The sequence below is a fragment of the Clostridium ihumii AP5 genome (assembly GCF_000612845.1).
Classification (GTDB): Bacteria; Bacillota; Clostridia; order Clostridiales; family Clostridiaceae; genus Clostridium_J; species Clostridium_J ihumii.
This window is the reverse complement of sequence record NZ_CCAT010000084.1, coordinates 95,945-111,131: the sequence shown is the minus strand read 5'-3', so window position 1 is coordinate 111,131 and position 15,187 is coordinate 95,945. Positions and strand designations below refer to the sequence as shown.

Annotated in this window: 14 protein-coding genes; 6 read left to right on the top strand and 8 right to left on the bottom strand. The window is 24.9% G+C overall.

The window, feature by feature from the left end; genetic code table 11:
* Positions 1-309: ferritin-like domain-containing protein (locus BN346_RS18070; protein ID WP_040330436.1), on the top strand; the 309-nt coding region annotated here is incomplete at its 5' end.
* Positions 310-374: 65 nt separating this feature from the next.
* On the opposite strand, the gene BN346_RS18065 is transcribed toward BN346_RS18070, so the two are convergent.
* The 6 genes from BN346_RS18065 to BN346_RS18040 all read right to left on the bottom strand — a co-directional run bounded on the left by BN346_RS18065 (position 375) and on the right by BN346_RS18040 (position 6,744).
* Complete coding sequence (locus BN346_RS18065; protein WP_040330435.1) at positions 375-1,883, bottom strand: carboxypeptidase M32; 1,509 nt, start codon at positions 1,881-1,883, stop codon at positions 375-377.
* Between the two features lie 29 nt (positions 1,884-1,912).
* Entirely contained in the window at positions 1,913-3,769 is a 1,857-nt protein-coding gene (locus tag BN346_RS18060) for a PAS domain-containing sensor histidine kinase (protein WP_051540503.1), read from the bottom strand.
* 255 nt (positions 3,770-4,024) lie between these two features.
* Positions 4,025-4,945 carry an AEC family transporter gene (locus BN346_RS18055; protein WP_040330434.1) on the bottom strand — a complete coding sequence of 307 codons (921 nt, stop codon included), beginning with the start codon at positions 4,943-4,945 and terminating at the stop codon, positions 4,025-4,027.
* 152 nt (positions 4,946-5,097) lie between these two features.
* Entirely contained in the window at positions 5,098-5,634 is a 537-nt protein-coding gene (locus tag BN346_RS18050; protein WP_040330433.1) for a putative ABC transporter permease, read from the bottom strand.
* Between the two features lie 81 nt (positions 5,635-5,715).
* Positions 5,716-6,114, bottom strand: coding sequence for a hypothetical protein (locus BN346_RS18045; RefSeq protein WP_040330432.1), 399 nt, complete (start codon positions 6,112-6,114; stop codon positions 5,716-5,718).
* 213 nt (positions 6,115-6,327) lie between these two features.
* Complete coding sequence (locus tag BN346_RS18040; RefSeq protein WP_040330431.1) at positions 6,328-6,744, bottom strand: hypothetical protein; 417 nt, start codon at positions 6,742-6,744, stop codon at positions 6,328-6,330.
* 300 nt (positions 6,745-7,044) lie between these two features.
* Between BN346_RS18040 and BN346_RS18035 the strand changes: the two genes are divergently transcribed.
* The 3 genes from BN346_RS18035 (at position 7,045) to BN346_RS18025 (ending at position 10,172) form a co-directional block, all read left to right on the top strand.
* On the top strand, positions 7,045-7,683 hold the full coding sequence (locus BN346_RS18035) for a hypothetical protein (protein ID WP_148361120.1): 639 nt from the start codon (positions 7,045-7,047) through the stop codon (positions 7,681-7,683).
* A gap of 396 nt (positions 7,684-8,079) precedes the next feature.
* Positions 8,080-9,543, top strand: coding sequence for a methyl-accepting chemotaxis protein (locus tag BN346_RS18030; protein WP_040330429.1), 1,464 nt, complete (start codon positions 8,080-8,082; stop codon positions 9,541-9,543).
* Positions 9,544-9,653: 110 nt separating this feature from the next.
* Positions 9,654-10,172, top strand: a complete 519-nt coding sequence (locus tag BN346_RS18025) for a L,D-transpeptidase (RefSeq protein WP_051540502.1) — start codon at positions 9,654-9,656, stop codon at positions 10,170-10,172.
* Between the two features lie 45 nt (positions 10,173-10,217).
* Here the strand turns inward: BN346_RS18025 and clpB are convergent, their stop codons facing one another.
* Positions 10,218-12,818, bottom strand: a complete 2,601-nt coding sequence (gene clpB, locus BN346_RS18020; RefSeq protein ID WP_040330427.1) for an ATP-dependent chaperone ClpB — start codon at positions 12,816-12,818, stop codon at positions 10,218-10,220.
* 269 nt (positions 12,819-13,087) lie between these two features.
* On the opposite strand from clpB, the gene BN346_RS21850 reads away from it, so the two are divergent.
* Both BN346_RS21850 and BN346_RS18015 read left to right on the top strand, forming a co-directional pair.
* Positions 13,088-13,252 (top strand): DUF3006 domain-containing protein, encoded by a 165-nt coding sequence (locus BN346_RS21850; protein WP_148361119.1) that lies wholly within the window; start codon positions 13,088-13,090, stop codon positions 13,250-13,252.
* A gap of 461 nt (positions 13,253-13,713) precedes the next feature.
* The gene (locus BN346_RS18015; RefSeq protein ID WP_040330426.1) at positions 13,714-14,217 is read left to right on the top strand and encodes a SprT-like domain-containing protein; all 504 of its coding nucleotides are present in this window, start codon (positions 13,714-13,716) and stop codon (positions 14,215-14,217) included.
* Between the two features lie 187 nt (positions 14,218-14,404).
* Here BN346_RS18015 and BN346_RS18010 read toward each other — a convergent pair whose 3' ends face one another.
* Positions 14,405-15,097 (bottom strand): hypothetical protein, encoded by a 693-nt coding sequence (locus BN346_RS18010; RefSeq protein WP_040330425.1) that lies wholly within the window; start codon positions 15,095-15,097, stop codon positions 14,405-14,407.
* Positions 15,098-15,187 lie beyond the last annotated feature (90 nt).

Below are 15,187 nucleotides of genomic sequence, written 5' to 3'. Positions count from 1 at the left end.
CGTCAAGCTGATAGAGAAGGTTTCCCTGAAGTTGCTGAAGCTTATAAGAGAATAGCATGGGAAGAAGCTGAACATGCTGCTAAATTTGCTGAAATTTTAGGTGAAGTTGTTGTATCTGATACAAAAGCTAATTTACAAGCTAGAGTTGATGCTGAACACGGAGCTTGTCAAGGTAAAAAAGATTTAGCTACTCTTGCTAAAAAATTAAACTTAGATGCTATTCATGACACTGTTCATGAAATGTGTAAAGATGAAGCAAGACATGGTTGTGCCTTTAACGGATTATTACAAAGATACTTCCAAAAATAATTAAACATTTATTATTAATATAACAAAACACTCACCTTAGTTTAACTAGGTGAGTGTTTTGTATTTTATAAATTGTAAATTTCACTAAATTTCTTATTTAAATATTCTATGAAATATTTTGAGTTCAATTTTTCGCCTGTTACCTTTATTAATAATTCTTCCGGCTTGTATAGTTTACCATATTTGTGAATATTATCTCTTAACCAAGTTCTTAAATTATCTAAATTTCCATTTTCTATTTCCTTATATAAATTAGGAATATCTTTTAATATTGCATTTAAAAATTGTGCTCCATATATATTTCCTAACGCATAGCTTGGAAAATATCCAAACTCTCCATCTGACCAATGTACATCTTGAAGGACTCCTTCACTATCATTTTGGGGCCTTACACCTAAATATTCATAATATTTGTCATTCCATATCTTAGGTAAATCTTTAACTTCTATCTTTCCTGCAATTAAATCTTTCTCTATTTCATATCTTATGATTACATGTAAACTATAAGTTAATTCATCTGCTTCTGTTCTTATCAGTGATGGCTTAGCTATATTCATTAATTTATAAAACTCTGCGAAATCAATATCTTCAAATTTTTTAAAGTGTTTCTTAAGCTCATCATATATAAAACTTAAAAATGCCTTACTTCTACCTATTATATTTTCATAAAATCTTGATTGTGATTCATGAATTCCCATTGATGCACCATCTTGTAATCCATATTCTTCTAATTCATCACATATTTGTTGTCCATAAATGGCATGTCCACCTTCATGTATAGCACTATACATAGCATTTGAAAAATTGCTTTCATCATAATGATTAGTTATTCTAACATCTTTATTACTAAATTCAGTAGTAAATGGATGTTCTGATGTTGATATATTACCTCTATTTTTATAATCATATCCTATTAAGTCCAAAAGATATTCATTAAATTTTATTTGTTCTTCAGTACTATAATTACCTTTTAGTATATTTTCATCAATTTTAACATTAGATGATTTTATTCTATTTAATATATCAACTATAGAATTTCTTAAATTACCAAAAACTTTATCTATAATTTCTACAGTCATTCCCTTTTCATATTGGTTTAACAATGCATCATATGGATGTTTTTCATATCCATAAAAATTTGCAAATTGTCTTTTATAATTAACCATTTTTTCTAAATGTGGCTCAAATATAGAAAAATCTGATTTGTTTTTTGCTTCCTCCCAAGCCATGCTTGATTTGGCAGAATCTACTGAAAACTTAGCATATATATCTTCTGGTATTTTTTTAGTTTCATTGTATGCATCTTTAATATCACTTATCATAGCTACTTCAAACTCTGATAATCCTTTTTCATTTTCTAGTTCATCTATTAGTTTTTTTATTTCCACACTTGTTATCATTTTATAATATTCTGAAGATAGATAACCTATTACATTTCCTCTTGATTCTCCTGCTGCTTTAGGCATGTTTACACACATGTCCCAATGCACAATTCCAAGTGACTGTCTTAAATAATTCATATTTCTAACTAATTCTTTTAATTTTTTAATATTACTTTCACATACTTTCTCCATAACATATCTCCTTAACTAATATTTAAAATTTAAAAATATACATCTGAAAATTCTATTTCTCTCTTTTCTTTATTTGAATTTATATTGTACTCTTCTTTTAAAAAAGCACTACACTCATCTATTGTTTTGTTAGGCAATTTAACTACAAATTCTGCACCCTTTCCACTTTCACTTTTTACACTTATGTCTCCATCATGAAGTTCAACTAGCGACTTTACTAATGAAAGACCTATTCCTGTTCCACCAGCCCTTTGAGTTAGTAATGCATCTACTTGCCTATACCTATCAAAAATTTTATCCACATTCTCTTCTTCAATACCACTTCCACTATCTTTCACTGTTATTTTTATAAATTCTCCATCTTCCAACAATAAAACGTAAACCTCTCCATTAGGTGGTGTATGTTTTAATGCATTTGACAATAAGTTTAATATTATTCTTTCAATTTTTTCTGCATCACATGAAATTAATTTTTCTTCTACATTAGTGTCAAAAATTATATCTACACCTTTATATTTAGCATACTCAACTACTGACATTGTAGTATCTTCTACTAAGTTTACTATATCATAATTTGCAAGTTGTAATTCAAAATATCCTGCGTCAATTTTGGTCATATCCATTATATTGTTAACAAGTTTCAACAATCTACATGAATTTTGTCTAATAGAATTCATATATTTCTTTAAATTTATATTTTCATTCAATTCAAGTTTTTCTTCATCTATTTTTTTTAAAATTAATTGTGTTGTAGCTAAAATTATATTTATTGGAGTTTTGAAATCATGGGATATATTTGTAAACAATTTATTCTTTGCATTTTCCAAGCTAACTTTATTCTCTAACGTCTCATTTTTACTTTCCAAATTTATTTCTTCCGTAACATCTTCAGCTATAACCATAAATGCATTTCTTTCTATGCACTTATAATTGATCTCTAACCATTTATATTCTCCATTCTTAGTTTTATACTTATTTATAAATGGCCTATTTTCGGCTACCTTGAAACCCTTTAAAAATTCTTTATCTATAATTAATTCCCTATAATTCATTGATAAAAATTCTTTTTCACTCCAGCCCAACAAATTTACACATTGTGGCCCTACTTTTTGAAAATACCCCTTTTTATCAATTATACATATCATTCGCTTCGAACTGCTTAAAAATATCTCCATTTCTTTTTGCAGTTCAATTCTTTTTCTCAATTCACATTTCAACACTTCTATAAGCTTGCATCTACTCATTATTGGACCAATTTTTTTGCAGAATTCACCAATAAACATATTTTTTTCATTTATAGAATCATTTATTTTTTCATATCCTATTATCAATAATCCAATTAAGTTATCATTATTCATTATTTTATAACAACCTAAATACTTTATATTATTCTTTATAAATACTTCTTTATCGTCAAATTGAAAAGCTCCTATTTCTTTAATTCCCTCATAATATTCAGTATGAATTATCTTATACTCTTCATTTTTAGTTATTTCAAAATCTTTATGATTTTCACAAAAGTTTTTTCCAAATTCCAACATATCATTTTTTATTAATGAACAATTTTCAGCATCATATATAAATATATTCATTAAATCTGCATTTAAAAAATTAAATAAACATTCTCCAATATTTCTTAATAACTTAATCGATACTGTTTCTCTGCTAGCCATATCTAATAAATTATTTAACTCTTCTTTTATATAATAATTATTTTGTAATTTAAATTTTCTATTTTTCAACACTAAATTTTCATCAATAGTTTTTACAACTTTTTTCTTTTCTTTATATGATTTAAAATAAAGATAATTATATTTAGGTTTATTTATTTGTTTTTCTTCTATATCATTCAAATTATTTTTAAAAGAATTAGATAGTGATTTCATAAGTGTTCCCCCTAATTACTTATTACCACTTGTATAAAATGCAGTAAGTAATATTTTGTAATTTTTCTTTCATAAGCTTCATCAAGCGCTTGAATTTATACAAAAGAATTTATTTTCTGAATTTTCATTTAAATAGTAACATATTATACTTATTTTTACAATATATTGAACATAGCTCTAATTCTACTTCTACACTTAAAAATACAATATAGACTACACTAATCACTATCTTTATCTTTAATACTATTTATATATTTAAATTTTTAATACAATTTTTAATACACATGAAAATGTAAATACTGACAAAAATGTAGTCATAAATACAAAAACTGCTGCATATTCAGCTTCTTTATTAAAGCTTTCTGCTAAAATCGATGTCATTGCTGCTGCTGGCATTGCCTGAAGTATAACTAAAGTTTTTGAAACTACAGTATCTTCTTTTATAAATATAAAAAACAATAAAGTTATCATAGGAATTATTATAAGTTTTATAAAAGAACCATAATAAATTGTTATATCTTTTAAATATCCTCCTAAATTAATATCAGCAAGTATAGATCCTATTATTAACATTGATAATGGTGTTGTTATAGATCCAACTGATTTTATACTGCTAAATATTACTTCTGGCATTTTTATATTTAATAACATTATCAAAGCCCCTATGTACACACCTATAACACCTGGATTTAAAAGAACTTTTTTTATTTCCTTTATAGAGATTTTATCACTAAATAGCATTACACCATAACTCCACATAAATATACTAAAAAACATATTGAATATTGATGCATATATTATCCCTTCACTACCATATATACTTTCTATTATAGGAAATCCCATAAAACCACAATTAGAAAAAACATTACCAAATTCTAATATCTTTCTTTTGTTTTTATCTTTCACTATTAACAATAATAAGTGAGTTACAACTATGGAAAGAACAATTATTATTGCACTATAAAATAATGTTTTTCTTATATTGCTTTTTATACCACTATTATAAGTTATATTAAATGATGCAATAATCATAAGTGGTAGCGTTATCTTAGTTAGTATTTCTGTTAACCCCTTATTTAATTCTTTAGTTATAATTTTTCTTTTACTTCCATAAAATCCTATTATTATTATTAAAAATATAGAAATAACCTGATTCATTATAGAGTTAATCTTCAAACCCATCTCCTCCTTTTTATATTTATGTAATTATTTAAAATTATTTACATTTGTTATTATATATAGAATACTTTTCAATTACAACTTTCTTTCAATAAATATATAAAGCTACAGCAAAATACTGTAGCTTTAAAAAATATACATTATTAAATTTAATCTTGATTGGCATTTTTTAAAAGTGATGATTTTTTATTCATTGTAATTATGGTATATATCATATCTAATGTCATTATTCCTATAAAGAACGGTGTTAATATTGACCATAAAGCTGGCTCTATTTGATAAATTATATTAATTACTGGCTGAACTATATATATAGCTACAAAAGTTAATAAAATCCAATAAAATGAAAACTGTAAACTTATTAATCCATTGATTTGATATTTCAAGTTTGAATAGTCCCAATAACTTTTTGAGAAAACTGCTTTTAATATATAACCTGTACAATATTCTGTAATTGTAGGAATTATAAATCCAATTATAATTTTTTCTATTAAATTCAAATTAAATGCTGTATTTAATAGAATTATTATAGCTCCTGCTATGCCATACATAGGTTTAAATGGTCCAAATAGAAAACCATCTTTTTGAAACTCTCCTTTTGTAGCAACTGAATATATATTTTCTACAATCCAACCAATAAAAGAATAAATTATAAAGTTAAATAAAGTAAATATAACTAAATCCATTGAAATTCCTCTTTTCTAAATTTAAATTTAAACTTAGTATGAGCAATTTTAATCTAATTTATTTACATCATCTAATAGTATTTAATCAACTCTCTTTGCAATTAAAGAAATGTTTCTCTCTTTATTCCCATTTGTTATACCTATACCCCTTACTTTAATTGTTTCTCCTTTTCTTATATCAGTTAACTTTTCTTCTTTTGGAAATCCTAAAATTATATCCTTATCTCCATTTTTAGCTTTAATTATATGTTTTTTATTATCTATACTCTTTACTTTAACTTCCAACTCCATTATTTTTCCCTTTAAATACTCATCGTCAATTTGATTTATAGAATTATTTGATTTTATAATCAGAACTTCATTGTCACTAACTTTCTTGATTTTAGAGTATAAATTATCTGCACTAACTCTTATTCCCATTGTTGACATTATAAGCATTATAGTCATTATATTTACTATCATTATTATCTTTTTCTTCATAATCCTTGCTCCCACTAAACTATTTATATATAGTTTTATTTCTCAATACATTCTATATTGTACACACGACTTCTTTAATTTTCCTTTATTAAATCTTAATTTAATCTTAATTTTTTATTTTAATGTAATATTTGTATATATAAAAAAAGAACTTCCTAATAGTTCTATCAAGTAAGTTCTTTGATGTAATATAAGTCTAACACACTTATTATTTTATATAGATGAATATATAATCTCATTATCTTTATATATTAAAACATTCAATTTGTAATTAAATATATTATAATATATTTTTATATTATCAATATCTAACATATCACTAAAAATCATATCTTTATGCTTAAGTTCTGAAGTTTTATTTCTATTTTCTCCATTTTTATAGAAATATATTCCAACAACCATTCCATATTTATATCCTTTTACTGGACCATCTTTTTTTATTATAACTGGGAACATATTTTCTCCAGCACCTTCAACTACAATTTCATCACTTTCTCTTCTTCCTAATCCAAAATGAGCAAGTCCTTCTATAGATGTTAATGCAGCCTCTTCCTTTTCATCTCCATTTATAAATTCAAAATGTAATGATTTATCATTTTTCTCTATAATATTAATATCTAAATTTCTCATCCTATGTCACCTCTAAAATAAACTTTAGCTTATTGTATTTACATTATACTATATATAAACTCTATATGTATTACATATTAATTAATTTTTAAATTTATAGATAATATATATTGTAATATTATATATAATGTATCTATAATTAAGCCTTACAATTATTTCTAAAACTATATATTAATCTTATTCATTATATTTAACTTTACTTACATATTAAAAAATGTAATATACTTTAAGGAGATGATAAAAATAAAGAAAAAAAACTTTTTTCTAATTATTTTAATTGGAATAGTGATTATTTTCTTATTGTTAATTTTTATTCCAACTAAAACTAATTCCACAGATATTGGAGATTACACAATTATACGTGATGATGATTTAGCTATAAAATTTGCACCTATTATATATACAACTAATGAATTTGAAATTCCTAAAAAACTATATTATAGAGCTGCTTTAGATGAATATGAAAATTATCATATTGCTTATCATATTTTATGGGATAGAGAAATAAATAAGACTAAAGGTTTTATGCCTTTTTTAAACAAATGTTTATATACTAACGGCTTGAAAATTCAAAGTTTAATGTTTGGCAAAGGTGATATTGAGGTCATTGAAATTATTTTAGATAAAAATAAATCACCTAAAACTTTAACATATGAGACTTGTAAAAATTATAATCCTAAGGACTTTAGTGTTAAGCATAGTACAATTTCTATAGATAAACCTATACATTCACCTTTTAAATTTGAAGTTATATCTTGGAATCATCTTTTTAATTATATTTCAAATGATCAATCTAATGATAATTTAAACGAAGTAACTTTAAAACCAGAATATTTCACAGAAGAATTATGGACTAATTTTGAAATGTTCAAAGTTAAAGAAACCTTTTTCAAAAAAAATAGAGCTCATTTCATTTATGAAAGAGAATGTTATAAATAAAAGCGAAATATCTTTTCGCTTTTATTTATTTTGTATCATAATTTATATAATATTTAACTAATTTACTATGCACCTTATTCTAAAATGCTATTTTAAGACTAACAATTCATTTTTACTCTTCATCTCTAATTTTTTTATATAATAATTCTATTTTTCAATAGTTTATTTTATATAAATTTATCTGTCTCATTTAAAATATAGCAAATTTTTCTTTTTTTATAAGATAAATTATTATATTAATTTACAAATTCTAAAAATATAATTTTAAAAGTAATATTTTGTAAGTTTTGTTCTAATTAAGTAATTACTTTTATATCAAGTGTTATAATTTATAATGTAAACTTAAAATTTATTATGCTGATTTTTATATTTTAATAATTAGGGAGGGTATTCACATTGAATAAAAATTTAAATTCTAAAATACTCATTTTATTCTCAATTACACTTGTTCTATTTTGTTTTTTATATGGCTATAATGGAAAGCATTTAGTAGCTCTTATAACATTGGGATTAATCAGTCTCTCAATTATGTCACTTCCATTAATGTTTAAAAAGTTAGATAAATATAGTTCCTTAATGGTTCCTATATCAATGCTACTATTTTTATATGTTTTTATATTAATTGATGGCTTTAGTATTTTAATGCTACTATGTTTCTTTTTACCTATAATTGTTTCAACGTTGTATAGTGCTCCTAAATCTGCATTATTCACTAGCATTTTAAGTTCTATTTATTTAATAATAATGTATTTTGGATTTAAAGACATAGCTATAAATAGTAATACATACGCCTTTTTAACTTTTCAACATATACTTACTTTTATAGCAATATTATTAGTTGCTGGTATAATGTCATATATACAATGTAAACGTGGTCTAGATATGATAAAAAATGTAACAAATAATGCTAAAGAAATAGAACAAAATAATATAAATAATCTAAACACTATAAGTTCTGTACAAGATACATCAAACTCAGTTGATAAATCTATTGAATCCTTAAATTCAAACTCAGATAATATGGTATTTATATGTAAAGATATTTCTCACATAGTTACAAATATTTCTGACAACTTAAGTTTTGAACGTAACTCTATTGGTAAAACCATTGCTTTCTTTGATAATTTAAAAAATAATTTTGAAGATATGAATTCTTCTTTTAATGAAGTAGATGAAAATATATATTCTACAGAAAATATTTGCAATATAAACTCTTCAAACATGGATAAAATGTCAAGTAAAATGAATGATTTAAAAATTACAACTAAAGATTTACTTTTATTTATGAATGATATAAGTGAGCATAATAAAAAAATAGAAGATATTCTTAAGGTTATAAATACTATTTCGAATCAAACTAGAATGCTTAGTTTAAATGCTTCTATAGAAGCTTCTAAAGCTGGTGAGTTTGGACAAGGTTTTTCAGTTGTAGCTAATGAAGTAAAAAAACTTTCTATTCAAACTGACGAATATGCAAAAGAAATTGGTGCTTGTTTATCTCTTATAAATGAGTCTGCATCTAAAGCTAAGTTAACTTCTGAAAAATGTGCTGCTGAAGTTCACGAAGGAGTTATTTATGCAACGGAAGCCAAAACCTCTTTTAATAATATACTAATTTCAATACGCACCATTGGTAATTCATCTAAAACATTTGTATCTAATTTAAGTAATTTAAACTTAGAGTTAAATTCATTAAATGATGACTTACTTAATATCTCATCACTTAATGATGAATCTAATAAATATGTTAAGGATATTGTTGAGCTAACAAATGAGCAGTCTAATAATGTAAATATTTCTAAAGACAATTTAACAGAAATTTTGAATAAAATGGATGATTTAAAGTCTTCTCTTAACTAATTTTAAAAATACATTTATTAACATTTCAAACAATAATCAATATTATAATTAGTAGTTAAACTTTTATATTATTGATTATTGTTTTTTATTTTTTAATAATAGGTGATTATATGAAAAAAAATATAACCTCTTTACTCAAAAGTTCTAAAAATATTTTTTTATCAACTTTTTATCATTTAAAGTCAAACTTTAGAAATACAAATGATTATTTTGAAATAGCTACAAATTATGCTAACTCAAATAGTTTTTCAAGCTCTACTACCTATTTCATATGGGTTGATAAAAATAATTTTAAAACTAATATATTTAAAGGATCTAAAAATAATTGGAAACTAATTAATAGTTATCTTTGCACCATAGGTAAACCTTCTACTCAAACTCCAAGTGGTAATTTTAAAATTGGTGTAAAAGGCTTATATTTTGGAGTTAATAAGGGCTATAAATGTAAATATTACACACAATTTTATGACAATTACTTATTTCATTCAATTATCTATAATTTAAACGGCTCCATTCGTGATGGCCGACTTGGTATGGAACTTTCTGATGGCTGTATTCGTCTTTCTTTAAATAATGCAAAATGGATTTATGATAATATTCCTAAAAATACTTTTGTTCATATTTCTTAATAAAAAATTATCGCAAAACATTTAAGTTTTGCGATAATTTTTATTTTATTTTACTCTTATTTCTAAAATTTCATTTTTTCCATCTATAACTACAGTAGATCCATTATATATTTCTCCTGCAATCATTTTTTTAGCAATTTGAGTTTCTAATACATTACCAATATACCTTTTTAAAGGTCTTGCTCCATATATAGGATCATATCCTTCTTTTCCTAAAATCTCTTTTGCTTCATCTGTAACTTCCATTTTAATATTTCTATCTTTTAATCTGTTTTTTACATCTTTTAAGAATATATCTATTATCTTTTTAATGCCTTCACAACTTAATGGTTTAAACATTATAATGTCATCTACTCTGTTTAAAAATTCAGGCTTAAATCTCATTTTAAGTGAATTCATTACTTCTTCTCTTACTTTTTCATCTATTGTAGCCTTATTATGATTTTCTAGTAAATAGCTACTACCTATATTAGATGTCATTATTATGATAGTATTTTTAAAATCTACAGTTTTACCTTTATTGTCTGTAAGTCTACCGTCATCCAATATTTGTAAGAATATATTGAAAATATCATCATGTGCTTTTTCAATTTCATCAAATAATATTACTGAATATGGATTTCTTCTTACTGCTTCTGTAAGGAAACCGCCTTCTTCATATCCAACATATCCTGGAGGAGGTCCTATAAGTCTAGACACAGCATGTTTTTCCATGTATTCAGACATATCTATTCTTATTATATTATCTTCACTATCAAATAAGTTTCTTGCAAGTGTTTTTGCGAGTTCTGTTTTTCCTACACCTGTTGGCCCTAAGAATATAAATGAACCTATTGGTCTTCTTTCATCTTTAAGTCCAGCTCTAGCTCTTATTACAGCATTTGCTACAGCAACAGTTGCTTCATCTTGTCCTATTACTCTTTTTCTTAGTTCTTCTTCAAGTCTTAAAAGTTTTTCTCTTTCACCTTCTACAAGTCTTGTTACAGGTATCCCAGTCCATTTAGAAACAATACTTGATATCTCTTCTTCAGTTACTTCTTCTTTTAAAAGTGCACCTTCATAATTTTTGTTCATATCTTCTTCTTTATTCTTTATTCTTTCTTCTAATTGTGGAATTACACCATACTTGTATTCGGCAACTTTATTTAAATCATACTCTCTTTCAGATCTTTCTAAAATTCCTCTAGCTTCATCAAGCTCTCTTTTCAAATTTCTTATTTCAAGAATATGACCTTTCTCTTTTTCATATTTAGATGTCATTTCATCATTTTTTGCTTTAAGTTCTGCTAGTTCTTTTTCAAGATTTTCAAGTCTTTTCTTAGATGCTTCATCACTTTCCTTAGTTAATGCTTCTTTTTCAGTTTCTAGCATTAATTTTTTTCTTCTTATAACATCTAATTCTGTTGGAAGCGAATCTATCTCTGTTCTTATCATTGCTCCAGCTTCATCTATTAAATCTATAGCCTTATCTGGAAGAAATCTATCTTGAATATATCTATCTGAAAGCTTTGCTGCTGCAACTATAGCTGAATCATGTATTCTTACGCCATGATGTATTTCAAATCTCTCTTTTAGCCCTCTTAATATAGACACTGTATCTGAAACTGTTGGTTCTTCTACTATAACTGGTTGGAATCTTCTTTCAAGTGCCTTATCTTTTTCTATATATTGTCTATATTCATCAAAAGTTGTAGCACCAATACAATGAAGTTCTCCTCTTGCAAGTAATGGTTTTATTAAGTTACCTGCATCCATAGCACCTTCTGTTTTACCAGCGCCAACTATAGTATGAATTTCATCTATAAATAATATTATTCTTCCCTCTGAGCTTTGAACTTCTTTAAGAACAGCTTTTAATCTCTCTTCAAATTCTCCTCTATATTTAGCCCCAGCAATAAGTGCTCCCATATCTAATGAGAAAATTATTTTATCCTTTAACCCTTCTGGAACATCTCCTCTTACAATTCTTTCTGCTAATCCTTCAACTATTGCTGTTTTACCAACACCTGGTTCACCTATTAAAACTGGATTATTTTTAGTTCTTCTTGAAAGAATTCTTATAGTTCTTCTTATTTCTTCATCTCTTCCTATAACTGGATCTAATTTATGCTTTTTAGCTAACTCTATAAGATTAGTTCCATACTTAGCAAGTGCATCATATGTTCCTTCTGTGTCTTGTGTATCAACTCTTTGATTTCCCCTAACCTCTGATAATACTTTTAGAAAATCATTTTTATTTATAGCAAACTTCTTTAGTATTTTCCCTACAATTCCATTTTTATCAACATCCATCATTGCAATCATTACATGTTCAACACTTATATAAGAATCTTTGAATTCTGTAGCAATGTTTTCTGCTTTAACTAAAACTTCATTTATTCTTCTTGTTGCTGTTACCCCTGAAGCATTGGCACCTTCTCCTAAAACTTTTGGCATTCTTTCCAATTCTTCATGGATATCATTTCTAAGAAACGTTAAATTAACTCCCATCTTTTCAAAAATATTTGGAATTAATCCATCCTCTTGATTAACAAGTGCTGCAAATAAATGAATAATATCTACTTGTTGATGATTATATTTTACAGCCTCACTATATGCATCATTTAAACTTTGTTGTACTCTTAAAGTCATTTTATCTATATTCATATATTTTATTCACCTCTTACAATCAAATAATTTTATAATAAACTTTTCATTATTTGTATTATTTCTTTATGTTTATATAATAATACAAAAGTCAAAGAAAGTCAAAGTCTAATTTATATTTTTTTCACCTTAAATTTAAGCAAAATATTTAAATATAGCTAATTATGTAATAATATATATAAATTTAGATGTTTTAATTTAAATTTGACTTACTTTTATTCATATAGTAAACTAAAAGCTAATTCTAAACATTAAGGATGTGTAAAAGTATGAAAACAATAATGTATATAGTTACCACTATAGATGGTGATTATGCAGTGTTAAAAGATAAAAATGATAATGAAAATGCCGTTGCACTTGCACTTTTACCTGAAGGAATAAAAGTAGGCTCTACTTTGCTTTGGGAAAACTTTGAATATAGCATTATAAAATAATATAAACCCTACATAAATTATGTAGGGTTTATATTATTTACTCTTCTTTTTCAAAAACTAAATCAAATCTTATAAATTTACCATTTGCCTTAATAGTCTTTGGTATAGCTGTTACAAATCTCCATCCATTTCTGCTATTTCTCTATGTGTAGCGTTTGATAATAACCCTTCATTCTCTGATTCAACATATATGTACTTATACATGCTAATGTCCTCCTTATAGTAAGTAATACCTCTGTACAACTTATATATTCTATATCATACATGAATTAACCTTTTTATCTCTATTATTATATATTTTGCCAATTACTAAACTTATAATTTAAAATTTATCACTTTACAAATATATAAATAAATTATATATTTGATAATTAAATCTATCATATGTTAAGATGACTATAACAATCTAAACTAAAAATATTTTACTTGAGGAGTGAATATCATTGAAATGAAATGAAGCTATGATAAAAGATTATATTTGTTATCTAGGATATGAATGGGGTGTGGATTGTTCCAATATACCCATTAGAATAAGCAAACGGATGACTAATACTTGGGGACACTATACATTTAATGCCAGAACATTTAAACCATTAGAATTTGTATTTTCTCATTTTTTACTAGATGGAAGTTACACTGATGAAGAAATAAAATCTGTTCTAAAACATGAATTTTGCCATTATTATGTAAATACTCTACATAAAAAAGATTGCAAACATAATCATGAATTTCAAAAAGCTTGCAAATTTTTAAACATAGATGGTTCCCGATATAGTAAACTTAAAATTAGCGAAAATCTTAAAAATTACATATCTTCTAGAAATAAATATAAAGTAACTTGCAACAAATGTGGAATAACATTTTTTCAAAAAAGATTGCCAAATCATTGTACTTTAGAAAACTACAATAAAAATTATCGTTGTGCTAGTTGTAAAGGCACACTTGAAATAAAACCTATAAAATAATATAAAATATATGGACAAGCTTTTAAAAAATATATATAACATTAAAGACTGTGTAATTTGCACACAGTCTTTTTAATGTAAATTTTAGAATTAAATATAATTTTCATATGATGTAATGCCATATATATGGTATCATATTTTTTCCGCATCACTTTTATACTAATTGTTACTCCCTAATTTTAATATATTACTCTACCCAATTATATATTTTTACTCTTTCACCATTTTGCATATGATATGCAGGTACATATCCTTGAGTAGGTATTAAATATACATTACCACTATTTATAGCAACAGCATATGTTCCAGAATAATATTCACTATTTTGTTCTGATACTCCAAACATTAAAAACTTATCTTCTGGTATTCCCCAATTTTTAGATATATTATTCCAATTACTTTTAAAATGGTCTTCTATTTTTTCTAGTACTGCACCTTTTTCAAGTTTATCTTGAATTGACTTTTCAGCATTATTTTTTATAGCTGTTTTTGCTTCTTCTTCTCCAATAGATATTTCTTTTTCAGGTTCTTTAATTATTTCCTCTTCATTTCTTTCATTAGCTTGCTGTGTTGACTCATTTACTACTGCTTCTTCATTTGAATTCTTATTATTTTCTACTTCTTGCATAGATACATTTTCATCTGCATTATTTTTAAATTCATTGCTTGATACTTCATTTATAGGAGGTGTCTTAACTGTTTCATCTTTTTTTTGTTTATCTTCTTTTTTATTATTAATAATATTTTTTTCTGCATTATCTTTTTTTGCAACTTCAACTTTTTTCTTTGTTTCTTCCTTATTTTTGTTATCTTTTGCATTGCTACATCCTACTAGTGTTAAAGTACATAATATAAGTAATATAACTTTTTTATATTTCATAAAGCTCACTCCTTATTAATTTCATATTCATTATATCACTGTATATTTATTAAACAATATTTATTACAAATATGTAATTATTTTGTTATT

Coding starts and splice junctions, on each gene's coding strand:
- BN346_RS18040 (WP_040330431.1), bottom strand. CDS start 6,744: ATGAGAAATTTAGATATTAATATTATAGAGAAAAATGATAAATCATTA.
- BN346_RS18050 (WP_040330433.1), bottom strand. CDS start 5,634: ATGGATTTAGTTATATTTACTTTATTTAACTTTATAATTTATTCTTTT.
- BN346_RS18025 (WP_051540502.1), top strand. CDS start 9,654: ATGAAAAAAAATATAACCTCTTTACTCAAAAGTTCTAAAAATATTTTT.
- clpB (WP_040330427.1), bottom strand. CDS start 12,818: ATGAATATAGATAAAATGACTTTAAGAGTACAACAAAGTTTAAATGAT.
- BN346_RS18060 (WP_051540503.1), bottom strand. CDS start 3,769: ATGAAATCACTATCTAATTCTTTTAAAAATAATTTGAATGATATAGAA.
- BN346_RS18065 (WP_040330435.1), bottom strand. CDS start 1,883: ATGGAGAAAGTATGTGAAAGTAATATTAAAAAATTAAAAGAATTAGTT.
- BN346_RS21850 (WP_148361119.1), top strand. CDS start 13,088: ATGAAAACAATAATGTATATAGTTACCACTATAGATGGTGATTATGCA.
- BN346_RS18045 (WP_040330432.1), bottom strand. CDS start 6,114: ATGAAGAAAAAGATAATAATGATAGTAAATATAATGACTATAATGCTT.
- BN346_RS18015 (WP_040330426.1), top strand. CDS start 13,714: ATGATAAAAGATTATATTTGTTATCTAGGATATGAATGGGGTGTGGAT.
- BN346_RS18010 (WP_040330425.1), bottom strand. CDS start 15,097: ATGAAATATAAAAAAGTTATATTACTTATATTATGTACTTTAACACTA.